At 69.1% G+C, this 19,963-nt stretch carries 16 protein-coding genes and 1 tRNA gene; 11 read left to right on the plus strand and 6 right to left on the minus strand.

Going from position 1 to position 19,963, the window contains the following annotated elements; genetic code table 11:
* Positions 1-59 precede the first annotated feature (59 nt).
* Both pyk and AB0F72_RS24040 read left to right on the plus strand, forming a co-directional pair.
* Positions 60-1,496, plus strand: a complete 1,437-nt coding sequence (gene pyk / locus AB0F72_RS24035; protein WP_360435248.1) for a pyruvate kinase — start codon at positions 60-62, stop codon at positions 1,494-1,496.
* The gene (locus AB0F72_RS24040; protein WP_360435250.1) at positions 1,493-2,371 is read left to right on the plus strand and encodes an acyl-CoA thioesterase II; all 879 of its coding nucleotides are present in this window, start codon (positions 1,493-1,495) and stop codon (positions 2,369-2,371) included. The genes pyk and AB0F72_RS24040 overlap by 4 nt, the downstream gene beginning before the upstream one ends.
* A 132-nt stretch (positions 2,372-2,503) precedes the next feature.
* Here AB0F72_RS24040 and AB0F72_RS24045 read toward each other — a convergent pair whose 3' ends face one another.
* Together AB0F72_RS24045 and AB0F72_RS24050 are read right to left on the minus strand one after the other, a co-directional pair.
* Positions 2,504-3,379 carry a DUF308 domain-containing protein gene (locus AB0F72_RS24045; RefSeq protein ID WP_360435252.1) on the minus strand — a complete coding sequence of 292 codons (876 nt, stop codon included), beginning with the start codon at positions 3,377-3,379 and terminating at the stop codon, positions 2,504-2,506.
* A 321-nt stretch (positions 3,380-3,700) separates the two neighbouring features.
* A tRNA-Leu gene (locus tag AB0F72_RS24050) sits at positions 3,701-3,774 on the minus strand.
* A 144-nt stretch (positions 3,775-3,918) separates the two neighbouring features.
* Here AB0F72_RS24050 and AB0F72_RS24055 point away from each other — a divergent pair.
* The 5 genes from AB0F72_RS24055 (at position 3,919) to AB0F72_RS24075 (ending at position 8,945) form a co-directional block, all read left to right on the plus strand.
* Entirely contained in the window at positions 3,919-4,533 is a 615-nt protein-coding gene (locus AB0F72_RS24055) for a response regulator (RefSeq protein ID WP_360435254.1), read from the plus strand.
* 233 nt (positions 4,534-4,766) lie between these two features.
* Complete coding sequence (locus AB0F72_RS24060; protein WP_360435256.1) at positions 4,767-6,056, plus strand: branched-chain amino acid ABC transporter permease; 1,290 nt, start codon at positions 4,767-4,769, stop codon at positions 6,054-6,056.
* A 10-nt stretch (positions 6,057-6,066) separates the two neighbouring features.
* Positions 6,067-7,059 carry a branched-chain amino acid ABC transporter permease gene (locus AB0F72_RS24065; RefSeq protein ID WP_360435258.1) on the plus strand — a complete coding sequence of 331 codons (993 nt, stop codon included), beginning with the start codon at positions 6,067-6,069 and terminating at the stop codon, positions 7,057-7,059.
* The gene (locus AB0F72_RS24070; RefSeq protein ID WP_360435260.1) at positions 7,049-8,170 is read left to right on the plus strand and encodes an ABC transporter ATP-binding protein; all 1,122 of its coding nucleotides are present in this window, start codon (positions 7,049-7,051) and stop codon (positions 8,168-8,170) included. Before AB0F72_RS24065 ends, AB0F72_RS24070 begins: the two co-directional genes overlap by 11 nt.
* On the plus strand, positions 8,163-8,945 hold the full coding sequence (locus AB0F72_RS24075; protein ID WP_360435262.1) for an ABC transporter ATP-binding protein: 783 nt from the start codon (positions 8,163-8,165) through the stop codon (positions 8,943-8,945). Before AB0F72_RS24070 ends, AB0F72_RS24075 begins: the two co-directional genes overlap by 8 nt.
* 814 nt (positions 8,946-9,759) lie before the next feature.
* Here the strand turns inward: AB0F72_RS24075 and AB0F72_RS24080 are convergent.
* Positions 9,760-11,028 carry an ABC transporter substrate-binding protein gene (locus AB0F72_RS24080; protein ID WP_360435264.1) on the minus strand — a complete coding sequence of 423 codons (1,269 nt, stop codon included), beginning with the start codon at positions 11,026-11,028 and terminating at the stop codon, positions 9,760-9,762.
* Positions 11,029-11,239: 211 nt separating this feature from the next.
* Between AB0F72_RS24080 and polA the strand changes: the two genes are divergently transcribed.
* Positions 11,240-13,933, plus strand: a complete 2,694-nt coding sequence (gene polA / locus AB0F72_RS24085; protein WP_360435266.1) for a DNA polymerase I — start codon at positions 11,240-11,242, stop codon at positions 13,931-13,933.
* Positions 13,934-14,272: 339 nt separating this feature from the next.
* Positions 14,273-14,572, plus strand: a complete 300-nt coding sequence (locus AB0F72_RS24090; RefSeq protein WP_360435348.1) for a metalloregulator ArsR/SmtB family transcription factor — start codon at positions 14,273-14,275, stop codon at positions 14,570-14,572.
* Here AB0F72_RS24090 and AB0F72_RS24095 read toward each other — a convergent pair.
* The 3 genes from AB0F72_RS24095 to AB0F72_RS24105 all read right to left on the minus strand — a co-directional run bounded on the left by AB0F72_RS24095 (position 14,562) and on the right by AB0F72_RS24105 (position 16,538).
* Positions 14,562-14,891, minus strand: a complete 330-nt coding sequence (locus AB0F72_RS24095) for a DUF3140 domain-containing protein (protein ID WP_360435268.1) — start codon at positions 14,889-14,891, stop codon at positions 14,562-14,564. The two genes, AB0F72_RS24090 and AB0F72_RS24095, sit on opposite strands and share 11 nt — an antisense overlap.
* Positions 14,884-15,102: a DUF2945 domain-containing protein gene (locus AB0F72_RS24100; RefSeq protein ID WP_360435270.1), complete on the minus strand. Its 219-nt coding sequence runs from the start codon at positions 15,100-15,102 to the stop codon at positions 14,884-14,886. The genes AB0F72_RS24095 and AB0F72_RS24100 overlap by 8 nt, the downstream gene beginning before the upstream one ends.
* Positions 15,103-15,737: 635 nt before the next feature.
* A complete protein-coding gene (locus AB0F72_RS24105) occupies positions 15,738-16,538 on the minus strand; it encodes a methyltransferase domain-containing protein (protein WP_360435272.1) in 801 nt (266 codons plus the stop codon).
* Positions 16,539-16,860: 322 nt separating this feature from the next.
* Between AB0F72_RS24105 and rpsA the strand changes: the two genes are divergently transcribed.
* Together rpsA and coaE are read left to right on the plus strand one after the other, a co-directional pair.
* Positions 16,861-18,369, plus strand: a complete 1,509-nt coding sequence (gene rpsA / locus AB0F72_RS24110) for a 30S ribosomal protein S1 (RefSeq protein WP_360435273.1) — start codon at positions 16,861-16,863, stop codon at positions 18,367-18,369.
* A gap of 141 nt (positions 18,370-18,510) precedes the next feature.
* On the plus strand, positions 18,511-19,695 hold the full coding sequence (gene coaE / locus AB0F72_RS24115; protein ID WP_360435275.1) for a dephospho-CoA kinase: 1,185 nt from the start codon (positions 18,511-18,513) through the stop codon (positions 19,693-19,695).
* The last annotated feature ends 268 nt before the right edge of the window (positions 19,696-19,963 follow it).

Genomic DNA, 19,963 nt, shown 5'->3' on the forward strand with positions numbered 1-19,963 from the left:
CAGTTCATGCCGTTGCCGGGGGTCGGCCGCCGAGCCGACCGGGGAGAAGGACTAGCCTGATGGCCGTGACACGCCGCGTAAAGATCGTCTGCACGATGGGACCCGCCACCAAGTCGCCGGAGCGCATGCTCGGCCTTGTCGAGGCGGGCATGGACGTGGCCCGGATGAACTTCAGCCACGACACTCGTGAGAACCACAAGGAGATGTACGAGCTGGTCCGCTCCGCCGCGGAGCAGGCCGGCCGCGCCGTCGCGATCCTCGCCGACCTGCAGGGCCCGAAGATCCGGCTCGGCAAGTTCGCGGACGGGCCGCACCGCTGGGAGACCGGCGACCGGGTCGTCATCACCAGCGAGAACATCCTCGGCACCAAGGAGCGGGTCTCCTGCACCTATACGAAGCTTCCGCACGAGGTCAAGGTCGGCGACCGCCTCCTGATCGACGACGGCAAGGTCGCTGTCGAGGTGACCGACGTCCAGGGTGAGGACATCCACGTCCTGGTCACCGAGGGCGGCCCGGTCAGCAACAACAAGGGCGTCTCGCTGCCGAACGTCGCGGTGAGCGTTCCCGCGCTGAGCGACAAGGACGAGGAGGACCTGCGCTTCGCGCTCGGCCTCGGCGTCGACCTGGTCGCGCTCTCGTTCGTCCGCGCGCCGGAGGACATCGACCTGGTCCACAAGATCATGGACGAGGAGGGCCGCCGGGTCCCGGTCATCGCCAAGGTGGAGAAGCCGGAGGCCGTCGAGCACCTCGAGGCCATCGTGCTCGCCTTCGACGGCGTCATGGTCGCCCGCGGTGACCTCGGCGTCGAGCTCCCGCTGGACCAGGTTCCGCTGGTGCAGAAGCGCGCCGTGCAGCTCTGCCGGGAGAACGCGAAGCCGGTCATCGTCGCGACCCAGATGCTCGACTCGATGATCGAGAACTCGCGTCCGACCCGCGCCGAGGCCTCCGACGTGGCGAACGCGGTGCTCGACGGCACCGACGCCGTGATGCTCTCCGGCGAGACGAGCGTCGGCAAGTACCCGGTGCTCACCGTCAGCACCATGGCGAAGATCGTCACCACCACCGAGGCCGGTGGCATGGGCGTCCCGCGCCTGCAGCACGACCCGCGTACCCACGGTGGCGCGCTGACCGTCGCCGCGTCGCAGATCGCCCGCAACATCGGCGCGAAGGCCCTGGTCGCGTTCTCGCAGACCGGCGACACCGTCCGCCGGCTCGCGCGTCTGCACCACGACCTCCCGCTCTACGCGTTCACCCCGGTCCCGGAGATCCGCAACACCCTGGCGCTGAGCTGGGGCGTGGAGACCTTCCTGACCGACTTCGTCGAGCACACCGACGACATGTTCCGCCAGGTCGACGCGAAGGTGCTGGGCCTCGGCCTGGCCAAGCCCGGTGACTACGTGGTCGTCGTGGCCGGCTCCCCGCCGAACGCGCCCGGCTCCACGAACACCCTGCGCGTGCACCAGCTCGGTTCGCTCGTCGACCCGGCGACGGTGTGACCTTGCCGCTTCAGGGACAGGCCGCGGTCGACGAGCTTCTGGAACTGCTCGATCTGGAGCAGGTCGACCCGGCCACCTTCCGGGGCGAGAGCCCGCAGACCGGCGCCCAGCGCGTGTTCGGCGGCCAGGTCGCCGGGCAGGCGCTGGTGGCGGCCGGCCGGACGGTGTCCCCGGACCGGCAGGTGCACTCCCTGCACGGCTACTTCGTCCGGGCCGGTGACCCGAGCGTCCCGATCACGTTCCACGTGGAGACCATCCGGGACGGCCGGTCGTTCTCGGTGCGCCGCTCGACAGCGAAGCAGCACGACAAGACGATCTTCTTCATGTCGGCGTCGTTCCAGATGCCGGAGGAGGGGCTCGACCACCACACCCCGCCGCCGACCGGCGTGCCGGCGCCGGAGGACGTGCCCACCATGCGCGACTGGGTGGAGCGTTACCCGGAGCGGATGGGCATGTTCAAGTCCTCCCCGCAGGCCGTCGACGTGCGGTACCTCGGCGTGCCGGGCTGGGTGCCGCCGGGCGACCGGGAGGTCCAGCCGGAGCAGCGGGTGTGGATGCGGATCAACGGCAAGCTGCCGGACGACCCGCTGATCCACGCGTGCGCGCTCACCTACGCGTCGGACCTGTCCCTGCTCGACGCGGTGCTCTCCACGCACGGCGAGGTGTGGGGCCCGGGCGGCGTGATCGGCGCCAGCCTGGACCACGCGCTCTGGCTGCACCGGCCGTTCCGCGCCGACGAGTGGTTCCTCTACGACAGCACGAGCCCGTCCGCCAGCGGCGCTCGCGGTCTGGCCAGCGGCCGGATGTTCACCCGGGACGGGCGGCACATCGCCAGCGCCGTCCAGGAGGGCCTGCTCCGCCGCGTCGGAGCCTGACCACCACCTCTCGGGGCACCCCGCCGGGTGGCGCCCGACCTCTCATCGGGGCACCCCGCCGGTCGTGGATCCCGGCCCGGCGACTGGCCGTCTCTGCGGATCCACCACCGGCGGGGCCGGGGAACAGGGTTCTCAGCCTGCCTTCTTGCCTTCGTCGCCGCCCCGGCCGGCCGGGGCGATCTCGGTGGCGGTGACGCCCTCCGCGGTATCCGGGACCGAGGGCAGGTCGGCCGGCTCCGCGTGACGGGCGCCGGCCCGCGGACCGGTGATGCCCGCCTGCAGCAGCATCGCGTCGAGGTCGGCGGTGGTGCGCAGCACATGGTCGTGATACGTGCCGCCGGGGATCTCACCGGTCCCGCCCCGGGGCGCCAGCGCGGGAATGTCCGAGGCGTCCTCCTTGGCCCGGTGCCGCGCCCGCGGCGGCGTCGACTCGTAGTCGGTGCGTCCGGCGGTGTATCCGGTCAGCCCGGCCGAGCGTTCCGGCGGCAGCTCCAGGACGTTCTTGCGCATCGTGTGCGCGACCTCCCGCAGCCGCAGCGAGGTGACCAGGTCGGCGATGCCGCGGAGGACGGCCAGGGCGCCGAGCGTCACGATGATCAGGTCGGCGGTCCGGGCGAACGGTCCGGCGGAGAAGTAGCCGAGGCCGGTCTCCAGCACGCCGATCGTGACGAGCAGGCTCCACACCCGGTCCGAGCCACGAGTCATGATCCCGACGGCGACGTCCACCGCGCCGCGGACCATGAGGTACCAGCCGACCAGGGAGGCCGGGGTCGCGTACGTCGAGTCCGGCGCGGTCATCAGCACGGCGCCGGTCGCGCCGAAGATCACGGTGAGCGCCGCGTTCAGCCACCAGGTCCGGGTGCCGGCCAGCGCGCGCACCATCTCGCAGACCGCACCGAACAGGATCATCGGACCGGCCACCGCGGCGATGTCGATGGGTTCCAGGCGCATCACCGCCCAGCCGACCGCCAGCCACGCCGCGCCCGCGAACATCAGGAAGCCCCACATGCTCCCGCGTGCGACGGTCAGAGGCGAAGATCCGGACCACAACATGAGGCCTCCCGCTGAAGCTGTCCCTGTCATGACAGCATCCAGTGCGAGCCGTGGCCCGGCGTTCGCTCAGATTCGCGGTACTCCGGTTGCGGTCGGTCTCGAAGCACGCGTTTTTCCGGCCGGTAACGCGTCGGTTATCGGCCGGAAATTGGTGACCGCCGGAAAGGCGTACCCAAGGAGCGTTTTTATTGTTCCGCCCGGAATTTCGGGGAACCTGCCCGGAACGACACGCGGCTCATCGACCGGCGTCAGAACGCTGCTGAGATGCGGATTTTGTGCCCCCGGTGGGATTCGAACCCACACTGTATGGTGTTTGAGACCATCTTCTCTGCCAGTTGGAATACAGGGGCCGGCCACTCATCGTGGCACGACTGATCAGGGCGTGAGATGGTCACGCCCGGATGAGTCCTCGACAGCCTACCTACTAGGCTTAGGGAGGCGGTACCCGCATACCGGGGTGTCGCGACATCGACGTTCTGGGAGTAGGGGTTTCCGTGGCCGACACGCAGGCTGGTGCCGAGCGCAAGCGGGTGCTCATCGCCGAGGACGAGGCCCTGATCCGGCTCGACCTCGCCGAGATGCTCGTCGAGGAGGGCTACGACGTGGTCGGCGAGGCCGGCGACGGCGAGACCGCGGTGCGCCTGGCCGAGGACCTCAAGCCTGACCTGGTCATCCTGGACATCAAGATGCCGATCATGGACGGCCTGGCCGCCGCCGAGCGGATCGCCGCCGGCCGGATCGCCCCGGTGGTCATGCTGACCGCTTTCAGCCAGCGCGAGCTGGTCGAGCGAGCCCGCGAGGCCGGCGCGATGGCGTACCTGGTGAAGCCGTTCCAGAAATCCGACCTGGTGCCGGCGATCGAGATCGCCCTCTCCCGGTACTCGGAGATCGCCGCCCTCGAGTCCGAGGTGGCCGGTCTGACCGATCGCCTGGAGACCCGCAAGTCGGTGGAGCGTGCCAAGGGCGAGCTCATGACGAAATACGCGATGACCGAGCCGCAGGCCTTCAAGTGGATCCAGCGGACCGCCATGGATCACCGGATGACGATGCGCGAGGTCGCTGACCGCATCCTCAAGGAGTCCGAGGACGAGGCCCCGGCCGCGGGTTGATATCGACTACCTTGACCGCGGTGGCCCGTGCGGCGCCAGCCGCCCGGGTCGGACCATGCGGTGCCAGCCGCCTGGTCAGGCCACTGTTGCCGGATTGGCACTTGACCAAAGATTGAGGCTTCGTAACGGCTCTGTTACGACCGGCTGCAGCGCTCCTGAGCAGGCTATGATCCCCGCCAGTCCTTCGCGAGACGTCTGGCGGGGATTTCTGCTGCTAAACACAAGGAGCATCGTTGCGTAGAGCCGTGATCATCTTCACGGCCGTTCTCGGATTCCTGTTCACTTCCCTGGGTTTCGGCGCCACAAGCGCCTTGGCCGAGGGCGAGACGCTACAGGGCACGTTGATCAATGCCGGTCAGCCAGTGGCCGGTGTGGTAATCAAGGTGGCGGACGAGGGCGGCAGTTCGATCGGTGATTCGACTTCCGGGGCTGACGGGAAGTGGTCAGTCGGGGTCCCCGGGCCGGGCACCTACAAGGTGGACCTCGATACCGCGACGCTCCCGCAGGGTGTCACCGTCACCACCGGTCGTTCCAGTCTTACATTGAGTGTTTTCGAGGGCGCCGCACGTAACGTGCTGTTCCCGCTCGGTTCGGCGGCCGCACCCGGCGCCGAGGAGCAGGAGGAGATCCCCGGTTCATCAAACCTGTCCCGGGTCCTCGACCTCGTCTACACCGGTATCCATTTCGGTCTGATCATCGCGCTGGCCGCTCTCGGCCTCTCGCTGATCTTCGGCACCATGGGCCTGACCAACTTCGCCCACGGCGAGCTGGTCACCTTCGGCGCGCTCATGGCGTTCCTGTTCAACGTCACGGCGAACCTGCCGCTGTGGGTGTCCGTCGCGGGCGCCGTCGTGCTGGGCGGTCTGTTCGGCTGGCTGCAGGACCGCTTCTTCTGGGGCTGGCTGCGCGGTCGCCGGACCGGCCTGATCGGGATGATGATCATCTCGATCGGTGCGGCGCTGATGCTGCGCTACCTGTTCCTGTACTTCTTCGGCGGCCAGACCCGGCAGTACGCCGACTACGTGGCGCAGCCCGGTATCGACCTCGGCCTGATCGCTGTCGCGCCGAAGAACCTGATCATGGACGCGGTCGCGATCGTGGTGCTGATCATCGTCTCGCTGGCGCTGGTGAAGACCCGTCTCGGCAAGGCGACCCGGGCGGTCTCGACGAACCCGTCGCTCGCCGCGGCGTCCGGCATCAACGTCGACGCCATCATCCGGCTGGTCTGGATGATCGGTGGCGCCCTCGCCGCGCTGAGCGGTGCGATGCTCGGCATCTTCCAGGGCGTGAACTACCAGATGGGGTTCCAGATCCTGCTTCTCGTCTTCGCCGCCGTCACCCTCGGCGGTCTCGGCACGGCGTTCGGCGCGCTGCTGGGTAGCCTCGTCATCGGACTGGCCACGCAGCTGTCGACGCTGATCATCCCGTCCGAGCTGAAGAACGTCGGCGCTCTGGCCGTGCTCATCGTCATCATTCTGGTTCGGCCCCAGGGCATCCTGGGCCGTCGCGAGCGGATTGGCTGAGGGAGGCACGATGAGCTGGGACATCATCCTCGGCGTCTCCCTGGAGTCGCTGATCAACGCCACGATGATCGCTTATGCCTTGGCAGCGATCGGTTTGAACGTGCAGTTCGGCTACACCGGCCTGCTGAACTTCGGTCAGTCCGCGTTCCTCGGCGTCGCCGCCTACGGCATGGCGATGACCGTGGCGACGTTCGGCCTGCCGTTCTGGATCGGCATCGGGGTCGGCCTGGCCGGCGCCCTCGTGCTGGCACTGCTGCTCGGTATCCCGACGCTGCGGCTGCGGGCCGACTACCTGGCGATCGTGACGATCGCCGCGGCGGAGATCGTCCGGTTGCTCTTCCGGTCGGTATCCCTCAGCGAGTGGACGGGCGGCTCCGACGGCCTCCAGGCGTTCTCCGACGACTTCTTCGCCCTCAACCCGTACAGCTCCTCGCTGGACATCGGCACCATCATCAGCTTCGACCAGCGCGAGCTCTGGGTGATGACGGTCGGCTGGGCGCTCGTCGCGATCTCGCTCCTGATCGTCTTCCTGGCGATGCGCAGCCCCTGGGGCCGGGTCATCAAGGCGGTCCGCGAGGACGAGGACGCGGTGCGCAGCCTCGGCAAGAACGTCGTCTCGTACAAGATGCAGTCGCTGATCCTCGGCGGTGTCCTCGGTTCGCTGGGCGGTTTCATCATCGCGCTGAAGAACGCGGCGATCCAGCCGGACACCTACGGCACCGAGTTCACGTTCTACATGTACACGATCGTGATCCTCGGCGGGGCCGCCCGGGTCTTCGGGCCGGTCGTCGGCTCGATGATCTTCTGGTTCCTGCTGACGCTCGTCAACGCGGTGCTGCCGGAGGCGATCGCGGAGGGGTACATCCCGTCCTGGCTGATGAACAGCAACCAGGCCGGCGCCGTCGGGTACATCCTGGTGGGCCTCGGTCTCATACTCTTGCTGATTTTCCGCCCGCAGGGCATCTTCGGCGACAAGAAGGAGGTCATGCTCGATGGCCGATGACGTCACCGTTTCGCCCGGCGCGGCTTCGCCCGCCGAGGTTCCGCCCGCCGCGACCGGAGCAGACGTTCTGCCCGGCGTGCTCCGGGCGCGGGAAGCGCTCAAGGATGTTCCGCACGAGCCCGGCGCTGCCAAGCCGGACCCGATCCTGGTCGCCGACTCCGTGGTGCGCCGCTTCGGCGGCCTCACCGCGGTCGACGTCGGCCACATCGAGATCCAGCGTGGCGCGATCACCGCACTGATCGGCCCCAACGGGGCCGGCAAGACCACGTTCTTCAACCTGCTGACCGGTTTCGATCGTCCCGACGAGGGCGAGTGGAAGTTCAACGGCAAGCCGCTCGCCGGCGTGCCCGCGCACAAGGTCGCGCAACGGGGCATGGTCCGCACCTTCCAGCTCACCAAGGCGCTGTCCCGGTTGTCGGTCATCGACAACATGCGCCTCGGCGGCACCGGCCAGAAGGGCGAGTCCTTCTGGAAGTCGCTCATCCCCGGCATCTGGAAGAAGCAGGAACAGGAGATCACCGAGCGGGCGGACAGCCTGCTCGCCCGGTTCAAGCTCGACGCCAAGCGGGGCGACTTCGCGGGCAGCCTCTCCGGCGGTCAGCGCAAGCTCCTGGAGATGGCGCGGGCGCTGATGGTGCAGCCCGACATGGTCATGCTGGACGAGCCGATGGCCGGTGTTAACCCGGCGCTGACGCAGTCCCTGCTGGGCCACGTGAAGAGCCTGCGCGAGGACGGCATGACCGTGCTCTTCGTCGAGCACGACATGGACATGGTCCGCGACATCAGCGACTGGGTCATCGTGATGGGCCAGGGCAAGGTGATCGCCGAGGGCACGCCGGACACCGTGATGGCCGACCCGCGGGTGATCGACGCTTACCTGGGCTCGCACCACGACGGCACCGAGCACGACGCCGCCGAGGCGGAGGCCGAGGTTCCGGGCGCCGCTGCCGGGTCTTCTTCCGCTTCCTCCGCTTCGTCTACTTCTTCCGCTTCGTCTGCTTCGTCTGCTTCGTCTGCGGAGCCGGCTGCGGCTTCGTCCGCGGAGCCGGCGGCGGGTCCTTCCGCGGAGCCGGCCTCGGGCAAGTCTGAAGGGGGCAAGACCGATGAGTGACGCAGTCTCCAGCAACGAGGTCGAAGGCCGCGGAGCGCACCTGGCCGCGGCCGAGGGCGCCCTGGTCCGCGTCGACGACGTGACCGCCGGCTACCTGCCCGGCGTCAACATCCTCAACGGCTGCGACCTGTACGCCAAAGAGGGCGAGCTGGTCGGCATCATCGGCCCGAACGGCGCCGGCAAGTCGACCCTGCTGAAGTCCCTCTTCGGCCTGGTGACCATCCGTTCCGGGCAGGTCACCCTGCGCGGCGAGCAGATCACCAACGTCAAGGCGAACAAGCTCGTCGCCAAGGGCATCGGCTTCGTGCCGCAGACCAACAACGTCTTCGGAACCCTCACCATCGAGGAAAACCTGGAGATGGGTACGTTCCTGCGGCCGAAGCGCTTCAAGGAGCGCTTCGACTTCGTGGCCGGACTGTTCCCCGCCCTCGGCACCCGGCGCAAGCAGCGCGCCGGCTCGCTCTCCGGCGGCGAACGCCAGATGGTCGCGATGGGCCGGGCCCTGATGATGGAGCCCAGCGTCCTGCTGCTCGACGAGCCGTCGGCGGGTCTGTCGCCGGCCATGCAGGACGAGGTCTTCTTCCGCACCAAGCAGATCAACGACACCGGCGTAACGGTCATCATGGTCGAGCAGAACGCCCGCCGGTGCCTGCAGATCTGCGACCGTGGCTACGTCCTGGACCAGGGCCGGAACGCCTACACGGCCTCCGGCCGAGACCTGATCCACGACCCGAAGGTGATCGAGCTCTACTTGGGCACGCTGGCCCGAGCCTGACACCCGCCCGAGCCTGACACCGTCAGGGCAGGCCCCGGAACCGTTGGGTTCCGGGGCCTGCCCGCATGTGCCGCCCGGCCCGCCGAGATCTTGGCAAGTCTGGCCCGTGATGCACGACTCCAGCTCGCCTCGATCGGCGATGCGCGCCATCCGCGGCAGTGAGGCGCCCGTGCCCCGACCGAGCCGTAGCCAGGGCAGGTCAAAAGCGCGTATTCCCTGCGCCGGCTACGGCTCGGGCACGCGAGCCGTAGTTCGCGCATGCTTCCGGGCTCGGATTCCCTGTACCAGCGACGGCTGGGGTATGCGAGCCGTAGTTCACGCATGCTCCAAGGCAGGATTCCCTGCGCCAGCGACGGCTCGGGCCGTATCGCGTACCCATCCTGTGCCGCTGACCTAGCTGCCGGAGCGAATGTGGGGGTCCCGGGCCACGGCTGGCCGTCAACGCTGCCGGACGCCTCTTGAGTCAGCCCGGCCGGCTCTCTCAGCCCGGCCGGCTCTCTCAGCCCGGCCGGCTCTTTCAGCCCGGCCGGCTTCACCCCGCCCGGCCGGCTTCACCCCGCCCGGCCGGCTTCACCCCGCCCGGCCGGCTTCACCCCGCCCGGCCGCCTCGCGGGCCCAGCCGGCCCACAAGCCCCGCAAGATCGGTCGCCCCTCGCCCGCGCCGCAGGTGACTACGAACGGCGGCCCCAGCCCCATCAGAGCGCCCGCAAAGCCTCGCGACCCAAGCCGGCACCCACACAAAGGGCGAGAGCCCCGCCAATGGCGGGGCTCTCGCTGAAACGGTGGAGCAGACGTACCGACAACCAGCGTGCTATCAGCCGTCGATCTTGCCGTTCTGGTAGCTGACGTTCTTGTAGGTGTTGTCGGCGCCGTACTGGTAGATGCCGATCGTGGCCTCGGCCGGGTCACCGGCGTCGTTCCACTGGATCGGGCCGCTGACACCGTCGTAGTCGATGTCCTTGCCGCCGGCGAGCGCTTCCTTGCACTGCTGGAAGGTGGTGCACTTCTCGCCGTCCTTGCTGACCGCGGAGAGCTGCTTCGAGTAGTCGCCGGGGGCGTCACTCTTGGCGGCCTCGGCGGCCAGGGCGGTCAGGATCGCAGCGTCGTAGGACTCGGCGGCGTACGAGAAGTCCTTCAGTGCCGGGTCGACCTCGAGAAGCTTCTTCTGGAAGTCCTCGCCGGCCTTGGCGCCCGGCAGGGTGCCCTTGGCGCCCTCGAAGGTGCCGTTCGGGAACTCGGAGCCGTAGTTCGACAGGTTGCCGTCCACGAAGTACCACTTCTTGGTCTTCGCGGTCAGGCCCGCCTCGACCAGCTTCGGGACGATCTTCTTGGTCTCGTCGAAGCCGATCAGCACGATCGCCGACGGGTTGGCCTGCTTGATCTTGCCGATCTCGGCGGAGAAGTCGGCGGCCTTGGGGTCGTAGACCTCCTCGGCGACGACCTGGCCGCCGCCGCTCTCGATCGCGGCGCGGGCGCTCTTGGCGAGGCCGGTGCCGTACGCGTCCTGGAGAACCATCATGCCCACGGTCGCGTTGCCGTCGGCGACGACGAGGTCACCGAGCACACGGCCCTGCAGCACGTCCGGCGGCGCGGTCCGGTAGTAGAGGCCCTTGTCGTTGTACGTGGTGAACTGGTCCGACGTGTTCGCCGGCGAGATCTGGACCACGCCCGCACCGGTGATCTTGTCGATTACGGAGAGGGACACCGACGAGGACGCGGCGCCGATGATGACGTCGACCTTCTCGGCGAGCAGCTTGTTCACGGACTGGCTGGCGATGTCGGTGGTGGTGTCGCCGGAGTCGGTGTCGCTGACCACGACGTCCTTGCCCAGGACGCCACCGGCGGCGTTGATGTCCTTGGCGGCGAGGTCCACGCCGGCGAACTCGGGCGGGCCGAGGAACGCGAGCGAACCGGTCTGCGGCAGCAGGGTGCCGATCTTCAGCACACCGTCGCCGGCAGCGGCCGCGGGGGCCGAGGAAGAGCCACTCTCGGGCTCGTCACCGTCGTTCGAGCACGCGCCCAGGGCAAGGCAAGCGGCACCCAGCACGGCGACACTGCGCCATGCGAAGTTGCGGCGAATCATCAATTCTCCTTTGTCCAGCGCGGTGGGCGCGTTGGTGGGCTCCCACTGCCATGACGCTGATGCTGTGGAAACTTAAAGGGCGGACGACCGCTGCACTAGGGCTGGACGCGGCCTGCAACAGGACAGTTGCCTATCCGTAACCTTCCGCAAGTGTCAGACGATTGGGAGTGACAGCCAAGACTGTCGTACCCGGCGACTAGAGTTCACCGACGTGAGCGACGATGCCAAGACTCCCCGCCTGCTGCTGCTCGACGGCCACTCGCTGGCCTACCGGGCCTATTTCGCGCTGCCGGTGGAGAACTTCAGCACCGCGACCGGCCAGCCGACGAACGCCGTCTTCGGCTTCACGTCGATGCTCATCAACATGCTGCGCGACGAGAAGCCGACGCACATCGTGGTCGCCTTCGACCTCAGCCGAAAGAGTTTCCGCACCGAGAAATACGCTGACTACAAGGCCGGCCGTGCCGAGACGCCGCAGCCCTTCCAGGGCCAGGTCAGCCTGATCAAGGAAGTGCTCGAGGCGCTCCGCATCCCGGTCGTGGAGAAGGAGAACTACGAGGCTGACGACGTCATCGCCACGCTCGCCACCCAGGCCCGCGAGTCCGGCATGGAGGTGGTCATCTCCACCGGCGACCGCGACGCGTTCCAGCTGGCCAACGAGCACGTCACGATCCTCTACCCGGTGCGCGGCGTCTCCGAGGTGTGGCGGATGACCCCGGAGGCGATCGAGGCGAAGTACTTCGTGCCGCCGGACCGCTACCGCGACAAGGCCGCCCTGGTCGGTGAGACCAGCGACAACCTGAGCGGCGTGCCGGGCGTGGGCGACAAGACCGCCGCCAAGTGGATCAAAGAGTTCGACGGCCTGGACGGCATCATCGCCAACGTCGACAAGATCAAGGGCAAGGCCGGCGAGAGCCTGCGCGCCCACCTGGCCGACGTGATGCGCAACTACGACCTGAACCGGCTGGTCTGCGACCTGGAGCTGTCGCTGCGCCCGGAGGACGTGCGCTGGCACGGGTGGGACCGCGAGGCGGTGCACTCGGTCTTCGACGCGCTGGAGTTCCGGGTGCTGCGCGAGCGGCTCTACTCGTACCTGGAGGCGGTCGAGCCGGAGGCCGAGTCCGGCTTCGACCTCGACGGCGTGGTTCTGCCCACCGGCGGGGTGTCCGCCTGGCTGCGCGAGTTCGCCGGCACCGACCCGGTCGGCGTCGCGGTGGTCGGCCGGTTCGGGCGCGGCACCGGTGAGCTCACCGGCGTCGCGGTCGCCACCGGCAGCGGCCCGGCGGCCTGGTTCGATCCCTCCACGCTGGACGAGGACGACGAGCGCGCGGTCGCCGCCTGGCTGGCCGAGCCCGGCCGTCCCAAGGCGCTGCACGACGTGAAACCCGCCCTGCTCGCCTTCCAGGCGCACGGCTGGCAGCTGGCCGGTGTCGCCACCGACACCGCGCTCGCGGCCTACCTGGCGAAACCCGACCAGCGGGCCTACGACCTGAACGACCTGGCCCTGCGCTACCTCAAGCGGGAGCTGCGGGTCGACGAGCCGGCCGACGGCCAGCTCACGCTGGACGGTCTCGGCGGTGACGACGACGCCGCCGAGATGAACCTGATGCTGCGCGCCCGCGCCACCCTCGACCTGGCCGACGTGCTCACCACCGAGCTGTCCCGCGACGGCGGCGAGTCGATGCGGATCCTCGCCGACATCGAGCAGCCGCTGTCGGTGGTGCTCGCCGCGATGGAGCGGCTCGGCATCGCCGCGGACACGGACTACCTGTCGGAGCTGGAGTCGCACTTCGCCGCCGAGGTGAAAGCGGCGCAGCAGGCGGCGCACGAGGTGGTCGGCCGGGAGTTCAACCTCGGCTCGCCCAAGCAGCTCCAGGAGATCCTCTTCGTCGAGCGCAACCTGCCCAAGACCAAGAAGATCAAGTCGGGTTACACCACCGACGCTGACGCGCTGCAGAGCCTGTTCGCGCAGACCGGCGACCCGGTCCTGGCCCACCTGCTGCGCCACCGCGACGTGGCGAAACTGAAATCCACGGTGGACGGCCTGCTCAAATCCGTCTCCGACGACGGGCGCATCCACACCACCTTCAACCAGACGGTCGCGGCCACCGGGCGTCTCTCGTCGACCGACCCGAACCTGCAGAACATCCCGATCCGTACCGAAGAGGGCCGGCGCATCCGCCGCGCGTTCGTGGTCGGCCCGGGCCTCGAGCAGCTGATGACGGCGGACTACAGCCAGATCGAGATGCGCATCATGGCGCACCTGTCCGGCGACGACGCGCTGATCGCCGCGTTCAACTCGGGCGCCGACTTCCACGCCGCCACCGCGTCGTCGGTCTTCCACGTCGGCCTCGACGAGGTCACTCCCGACCAGCGGCGCAAGATCAAAGCCATGAACTACGGCCTTGCGTACGGGTTGAGCGCCTTCGGCCTGTCGAACCAGCTGACCATCTCCACCGAGGAGGCGCGCGGCCTCATGGAGGAGTACTTCGAGCGGTTCGGCGGGGTGCGCGACTACCTGCAGGCCGTGGTCACCCAGGCCGGCAAGGACGGGTACACCGCGACCATCCTGGGCCGCCGCCGTTACCTGCCGGACCTGCTCAGCGACAACCGGCAGCGCCGTGAGATGGCCCAGCGGATGGCACTGAACGCGCCGATCCAGGGTTCCGCGGCGGACATCATCAAGATCGCGATGCTGCGGGTGGACGAGGCGCTGCGGGACTCCGGTCTCGCCTCCAAGATGCTGCTGCAGGTTCACGACGAGCTGGTGTTCGAGGTGGCGAACGGGGAGCGCGAGCAGCTGGAGGAGCTGGTCCGCCGGGAGATGGGCGGCGCCTACCCGCTCTCGGTGCCGCTGGAGGTGTCGGTCGGCGTCGGCCGCGACTGGAACGGAGCCGATCACTAACGGGTGTTTCGCCCCGCGCGGCTTGCGGTGATCTGGGACCCTGGTCCGATGCCGAGTGGATCGATGTCGATGGAGATCGTCGCCCCGGAGGAGGCCAGGCCTTCGCAGAGCGCTCCGAACGAGCTGAGCGCCCCGAAAAAGCTGGGAGCCCCGAACGAGCTGAGCGCCCCGAACGAGCCGAGCGCCCCGAACGAGCCGAGCGCCCCGAAGAAGCTGGGAGCCCCGAAGAAGCCGAGCGCCCCGAATGAGCCGAGCGCCCCAAAAGGGCTCAGCGCCCCGGAAGTGGCCGCCCGGCAATCGCTGGTGCTCTCGATCATCGCCCGGGCCGGCGGTGTCACGCTGGTGCGCGGCCCGGTCGAGGCGGAACGGGCGGGCGTGATCGCCGGGATGTTCAAGGCTCTCGGCGACCCGGTCCGCCTGCGCCTGCTCTCGATGATCGCCTCGGCGCCGGAGGGCGAGATCTGCGTGTGCGACCTGAGCGGGGAGTTCCCGCTCACCGGGCCGACGATCTCGCATCACCTGCGGATCCTGCGCGAGGCCGGCCTCGTCGACTGCGACCGGCGGGGCACCTGGGTCTACTACCGCTCGGTGCCGGACACCCTCACTCTTCTGGCTGACGTGCTGGACGTCACTTCTTGAGCGGGTCGTGACCCCAGTTCATCAGGGAGTGCCGCCACCTGGTGTCGCTCACGTCGCCCTGGGGTCGCTGCGCCATGTGTCGGTGCACGTACCCGATCACCTTGCGCATGTGCTCCTCGTCGCTGCCCGTCAGGTCGGCCTTCTTCGTGTCCAGGAGCTTGACGATCTTCCGGCCGGAGTCGTGCCCGACTGACTCGGCGCCGGGCGAGGACTTCTGGCCGGCGTCCCTGGACTCGTCGGTGGCCAGCCAGTCCCGCAGCTCGGCCGCGGTCATGTTCACGGCGGCACGGAACTCGGCGTACACATCGGTGTCAGCCATGGCGCAGCGCTCCAGGCTTGTGCACCGCCTCGCGGCCGGTCTTGTCGCTCTTCACCAGGTACTGCGGCTCGTCCGGTGAGGCGGCCACGGTACGGCCGGCGGCCTCGGTGCGCTCGGTGATCTTCTGCTCGACGGTGCCGTGGACGTTCTCCCCATGACTCCGCCAGGCCACTTTGTCGCCCTTTTTCAGGCTTTTGTCTGCACTGCTCATGGTCCCGGGCATACCCGGCGACGGCGGAGAGAAACGACGCGAGGCCGATGCCCCTCCTGCGCGGAGGTCAGGGCCCACGTTGGGATTCAGGCGCGGGGATGGAAGCACACCGAAGCCCGCGCCAGCAGAGACAGCAGCACACCGAAGCCGTGCGTGAGCCCTCACCTGCGCCCTGGCAGGGGTGAGCGCTCACGATGTCGTTGCGTGTGCCCTCACCCACCCTCGTCCACGGCCCGCGCTCGCGAGTCGGCCCGCGCGCTCGCGAGTCGGCCCGCGCGCTCGCGAGTCGGCCCGCGCGCTCGCGAGTCGGCCCGCGCGCTCGCGAGTCGGCCCCCGCGCTCGCGAGTCGGCCCCCGCGCTCGCGAGTCGGCCCGCGCGCTCGCGAGTCCGCCTCGCGCTCGCGAGTCCGCCCCACTCGCGAATCCGCCCGGACCCGATGACCTGCGTGGCCTACGGCAGACCGGCTCGAGCCGTCGGTTACGCAGGTCAACTAGCCAGATGACCTGCATAACCGACGGCTCGCCTCCGGTCCGGCTCGCCTCCGGCCCGGCTGGGCTGGCTCCGGGCCCGGACCGCCGGGGCAGGACCTGGGCTCGGCGCCAGCCGGCGGTGTCGACTTGGGGTGCGGTGGGACCTCAGGCGGCCGGCAGGTCGCACACGAAGATCGCGGTCCCGGGGAAGAGCCGCCCGCGCAGCGGGCTCCACTGCCCCCAGATCCCGTTGTGCCCCTCCGGCCACTCCGGCTCGACCAGGTCACGCAGCACGAACCCGGCCGCCACCAGCTCCCGGATCCGGTCCCCGAGCGTGCGGTGCTGCTCCAGATAGGTGACCCGGCCCTGCTCGTCGCGCTCGACGTAGGGGGAGCGGTCGAAATACGAATTCCGCACGGTGAGCCCGTCCTCGCCCGGCTCGTCCCAGAACGCCCACCGCATCGGGTGGGTCACCGAGAACACCCAGCTCCCGCCCGGCCGCAGCACCCGGGCCACTTCGCGCATCGCGGCGGCCGAGTCGGCGACGAACGGGATCGCGCCGAACGCGGTGCAGACGATGTCGAACGCGTCGTCAGCGAACGGCAGGGCGAGCGCGTCCGCCTGGACCAGCGGCACGTGCACCCCGCTGCGCCCGGCCGCCTCGCTCGCGTGCCGCAGCATGCCCGCGGAGAGGTCGAGGGCGACCGGCGAGGCGCCCTGCAGGCGCAACCACCGGGAGGCCGCCGCGGCGCCGGCTCCGAGTTCCAAGATTTTTTTCCCGGGTACGGGTCCGAGCAGTCCCGCCTCCGCCTCACGCAACCGCTCCGGGCACCAGACGAAGTCCACGTCACCGAGAAAGGTGCCGTGTTCGTCCTGGTAGTCGTCGGCATCGAGATCCCACCAGGCGCGGTTCGCCCGGCGGGCTTCCGTCTCGGACACGGTCTTCCTGGTGGCGATCTCTGTCACCCGGCAACCGTACGGCAGGCGTGTCGGCTGTCACGATTCGGACTATATGGTGCATCCTGGCCGGTTCCGGGCGGGCAATGTGCCGCGGTCCTCAGGAGGGCTTGCAACCTGTGGTAATGCGCACGGTAAGCTAGTCGATGCGCTCGCGGATCGTGTGCCTCGGCAGGGAGCAGGTTCCGTGGTCGCCGGTCTCGGCATGATCGACTGCATCGATCAGACTGGCTCTCGGGTTGGTTCTGACGCTCGCTCGTGCCGCTTCCGGTGGCAGTTCCGTCGAGCGCGAGAGACACCACGAATCCATCCGTTCGGAGCAACTGTCCACATGACGAGCAGCATCGAGGCCACCTCGAGCGCCAACAAGGTCACCGTCGACGATCTCGGGTCCGAGGAAGCATTCCTCGCCGCCATCGACGAGACCATCAAGTACTTCAACGACGGCGACATTGTCGAAGGCACCGTCGTCAAGGTCGATCGGGACGAGGTCCTGCTCGACATCGGCTACAAGACCGAGGGCGTCATCCCCTCGCGCGAGTTGTCGATCAAGCATGACGTGGACCCCGCGGAAGTGGTGTCGGTCGGAGACCACATCGAAGCCCTCGTCCTCACCAAGGAGGACAAGGAAGGTCGTCTGATCCTCTCGAAGAAGCGCGCTCAGTACGAGCGCGCCTGGGGCACCATCGAGAAGATCAAGGAAGACGACGGCGTCGTTCGTGGCTCGGTCATCGAGGTTGTCAAGGGTGGCCTCATCCTCGACATCGGCCTCCGTGGCTTCCTCCCGGCCTCGCTGGTCGAGATGCGCCGCGTCCGTGACCTGCAGCCCTACGTCGGCCGCGAGCTCGAGGCGAAGATCATCGAGCTGGACAAGAACCGCAACAACGTGGTTCTGTCCCGCCGCGCCTGGCTCGAGCAGACGCAGTCCGAGGTTCGCACCGAGTTCCTCAACAAGCTGCAGAAGGGCCAGGTCCGCAAGGGCGTCGTGTCCTCCATCGTCAACTTCGGCGCCTTCGTGGACCTGGGTGGCGTGGACGGCCTGGTGCACGTCTCCGAGCTCTCCTGGAAGCACATCGACCACCCGTCCGAGGTCGTCGAGGTCGGCCAGGAGGTCGAGGTCGAGGTGCTCGACGTCGACCTGGACCGCGAGCGCGTCTCGCTGTCGCTGAAGGCGACCCAGGAAGACCCGTGGCGTCAGTTCGCCCGGACTCACGCGATCAACCAGATCGTGCCGGGTAAGGTCACCAAGCTCGTTCCGTTCGGTGCGTTCGTCCGCGTCGACGACGGCATCGAGGGCCTGGTCCACATCTCCGAGCTGGCCGAGCGTCACGTCGAGCTGCCCGAGCAGGTCGTCCAGGTCGGCTCGGACGTTCTGGTCAAGGTCATCGACATCGACCTCGAGCGTCGCCGGATCTCGCTGTCGCTCAAGCAGGCCAACGAGAACTTCGTTGAGGGCGAGGAGCACTTCGACCCCACCCTCTACGGCATGGCCGCGACGTACGACGCCGAGGGCAACTACATCTACCCGGAGGGCTTCGACCCCGAGACGGGCGAGTGGCTCGAGGGCTTCGACAAGCAGCGCGAGGCGTGGGAGAAGCAGTACGCCGACGCCCGCGAGCGCTGGGAGGCCCACACCAAGCAGGTCCAGGCGAGCCGCGAGGCCGACGCCGAGGCCGCGCTCAACCCGGTTCCGGCCGGCGGCGTGACCTCTTCGTCCTCGTCGTCCTCCTCCACGAGCTCGTCGGCCCCGGCGCGCTCCACCGAGGAGCCGGCCGGCACGCTGGCCACCGACGAGGCTCTCGCCGCTCTGCGCGAGAAGCTGGCCGGCGGCAAGAGCTGACCCAGCTGGTGACCGGAAGCTAGTCGACCGGTAGTACCCGGAAAGGCCGTCCCGACTCAGGTCGGGGCGGCCTTTCGCTTTTCCCGCTTTGTTGGCGGCCGGGCAGCGACGCCGATCAAGAGCACCGGGATACTGGTTCCCATGCTGAGGGTGGGTCTGACGGGTGGGATCGGGGCCGGCAAGAGCGCCGTGGCCCAGCGCTTCGCGGAGCGTGGCGCGGTGATCATCGATGCCGATGTGCTGTCCCGCGAGGTCGTCCAGCCCGGCACCGAGGGGCTTGCGGAGATCGTGGAGGCGTTCGGGGCCGGGGTGCTGACCGCGGACGGCGAGCTGGACCGGCCGGCTCTCGGTGCCAAGGTCTTCGGCGACGAGGCGGCCCGCCGGACGCTCGAGAAGATCATTCATCCCCGGGTACGGGCGAGGACCACCGAACTGACCCTCGGCGCCGCCTCGGACGCGATAGTGGTCAACGACGTGCCGCTCCTGGTCGAGGCGGGGCTCGCTCCCTCGTACCATCTGGTGGTGATCGTCCTCGCGGGCCGTGACCTGCGCGTCCAGCGGCTGACGCAGCTGCGGGGCATGTCGGCGGCGGAAGCCGCGGCCCGGATCGGCGCGCAGACCGACGACGAGCGCCGTCGCGCCACCGCCGACGCGATCCTGACCAATGACGCCGATCTCGCCACGCTGCACGCCCGCGTCGACGAGCTGTGGCGCGACCGGATCGTGGAGTTCGAGCGGAACCTGCGGATGGGCCGCTCGGCGCCGAGAAATCAGAATCTGCGGCTGGTCCCGTTCGACCCGGAATGGCCGGCGGCGGCGAACCGGCTGATCGCCCGGATCCGGCACGGCCTCGGTGATCGCGCCGAGGTGCATCACATCGGATCGACAGCGGTGCCCGGCCTGCCGGCGAAAGGCGTCATCGACCTGATGCTGAGCGTCCGCACCCTGGAGGACGCGGACGCGCTCGCCGGCCGGCTCGCGGAGATCGGCTTCCCGCGGCGGCCGGGGGAGTGGTTCGACAACACCCGCAAAGTGCCCGGTCTGACCTGGCCGAAGCGGTTCCACGGGTGTGCCGATCCGGGGTACGAGGTCAATCTGCACGTGCGGGTGGCCGGGTCGCCGGGCTGGCGTTTCGCGCTGCTGATGCGGGACCACCTGCGCGCGGTGCCGGAGGCGCGAGACGCCTATGCCGCGGCCAGGGCCGCGTGGGAGGTGCGGTTCGAGGACCGGGCGGGGTACGCGGAAGCGAAGGAGCCGTGGTTCGACCAGGAGGCGCAGGCCGCCGACGACTGGGCGGAGCAAACCGGCTGGCAGCCGCCCGTCTGACGGGTCCCGCCGCGGTCGCGCGGCTTTCCGGCGGCCGTGGTTGTGCGGCTCCTGCGGCGCTGGCTTCCGCGGCGCTGGCTCGTGTTGTGCGGCTCGTGCGGCGCTGGCTCGTGCGGAATGGCTCTCGCGGCGGCCGGTCTGCGCATGGCACGACCCACCGAGGGTGCGCTGCCCGGAATCGCCGGGGCGCATCGACCACGGTGCGGCACGGCGGGCGTCATGGGACGCCCGGTGCCCGCGGCCGCCGCGAGCGGCCTACCTCGCCAAG

Source organism: Actinoplanes sp. NPDC023936, from assembly GCF_040639325.1.
Lineage (GTDB): Bacteria > Actinomycetota > Actinomycetes > Mycobacteriales > Micromonosporaceae > Actinoplanes.

What these genes read in the sequence shown, in the direction of transcription:
- AB0F72_RS24065 (WP_360435258.1), top strand. Translation starts at nt 6,067, where the DNA reads ATGAGCTGGGACATCATCCTCGGCGTCTCCCTGGAGTCGCTGATCAAC.
- AB0F72_RS24070 (WP_360435260.1), top strand. Translation starts at nt 7,049, where the DNA reads ATGGCCGATGACGTCACCGTTTCGCCCGGCGCGGCTTCGCCCGCCGAG.
- AB0F72_RS24045 (WP_360435252.1), bottom strand. Translation starts at nt 3,379, where the DNA reads ATGTGGGGCTTCCTGATGTTCGCGGGCGCGGCGTGGCTGGCGGTCGGC.
- AB0F72_RS24095 (WP_360435268.1), bottom strand. Translation starts at nt 14,891, where the DNA reads ATGGCTGACACCGATGTGTACGCCGAGTTCCGTGCCGCCGTGAACATG.
- pyk (WP_360435248.1), top strand. Translation starts at nt 60, where the DNA reads ATGGCCGTGACACGCCGCGTAAAGATCGTCTGCACGATGGGACCCGCC.
- AB0F72_RS24080 (WP_360435264.1), bottom strand. Translation starts at nt 11,028, where the DNA reads ATGATTCGCCGCAACTTCGCATGGCGCAGTGTCGCCGTGCTGGGTGCC.
- AB0F72_RS24075 (WP_360435262.1), top strand. Translation starts at nt 8,163, where the DNA reads ATGAGTGACGCAGTCTCCAGCAACGAGGTCGAAGGCCGCGGAGCGCAC.
- rpsA (WP_360435273.1), top strand. Translation starts at nt 16,861, where the DNA reads ATGACGAGCAGCATCGAGGCCACCTCGAGCGCCAACAAGGTCACCGTC.
- coaE (WP_360435275.1), top strand. Translation starts at nt 18,511, where the DNA reads ATGCTGAGGGTGGGTCTGACGGGTGGGATCGGGGCCGGCAAGAGCGCC.
- AB0F72_RS24100 (WP_360435270.1), bottom strand. Translation starts at nt 15,102, where the DNA reads ATGAGCAGTGCAGACAAAAGCCTGAAAAAGGGCGACAAAGTGGCCTGG.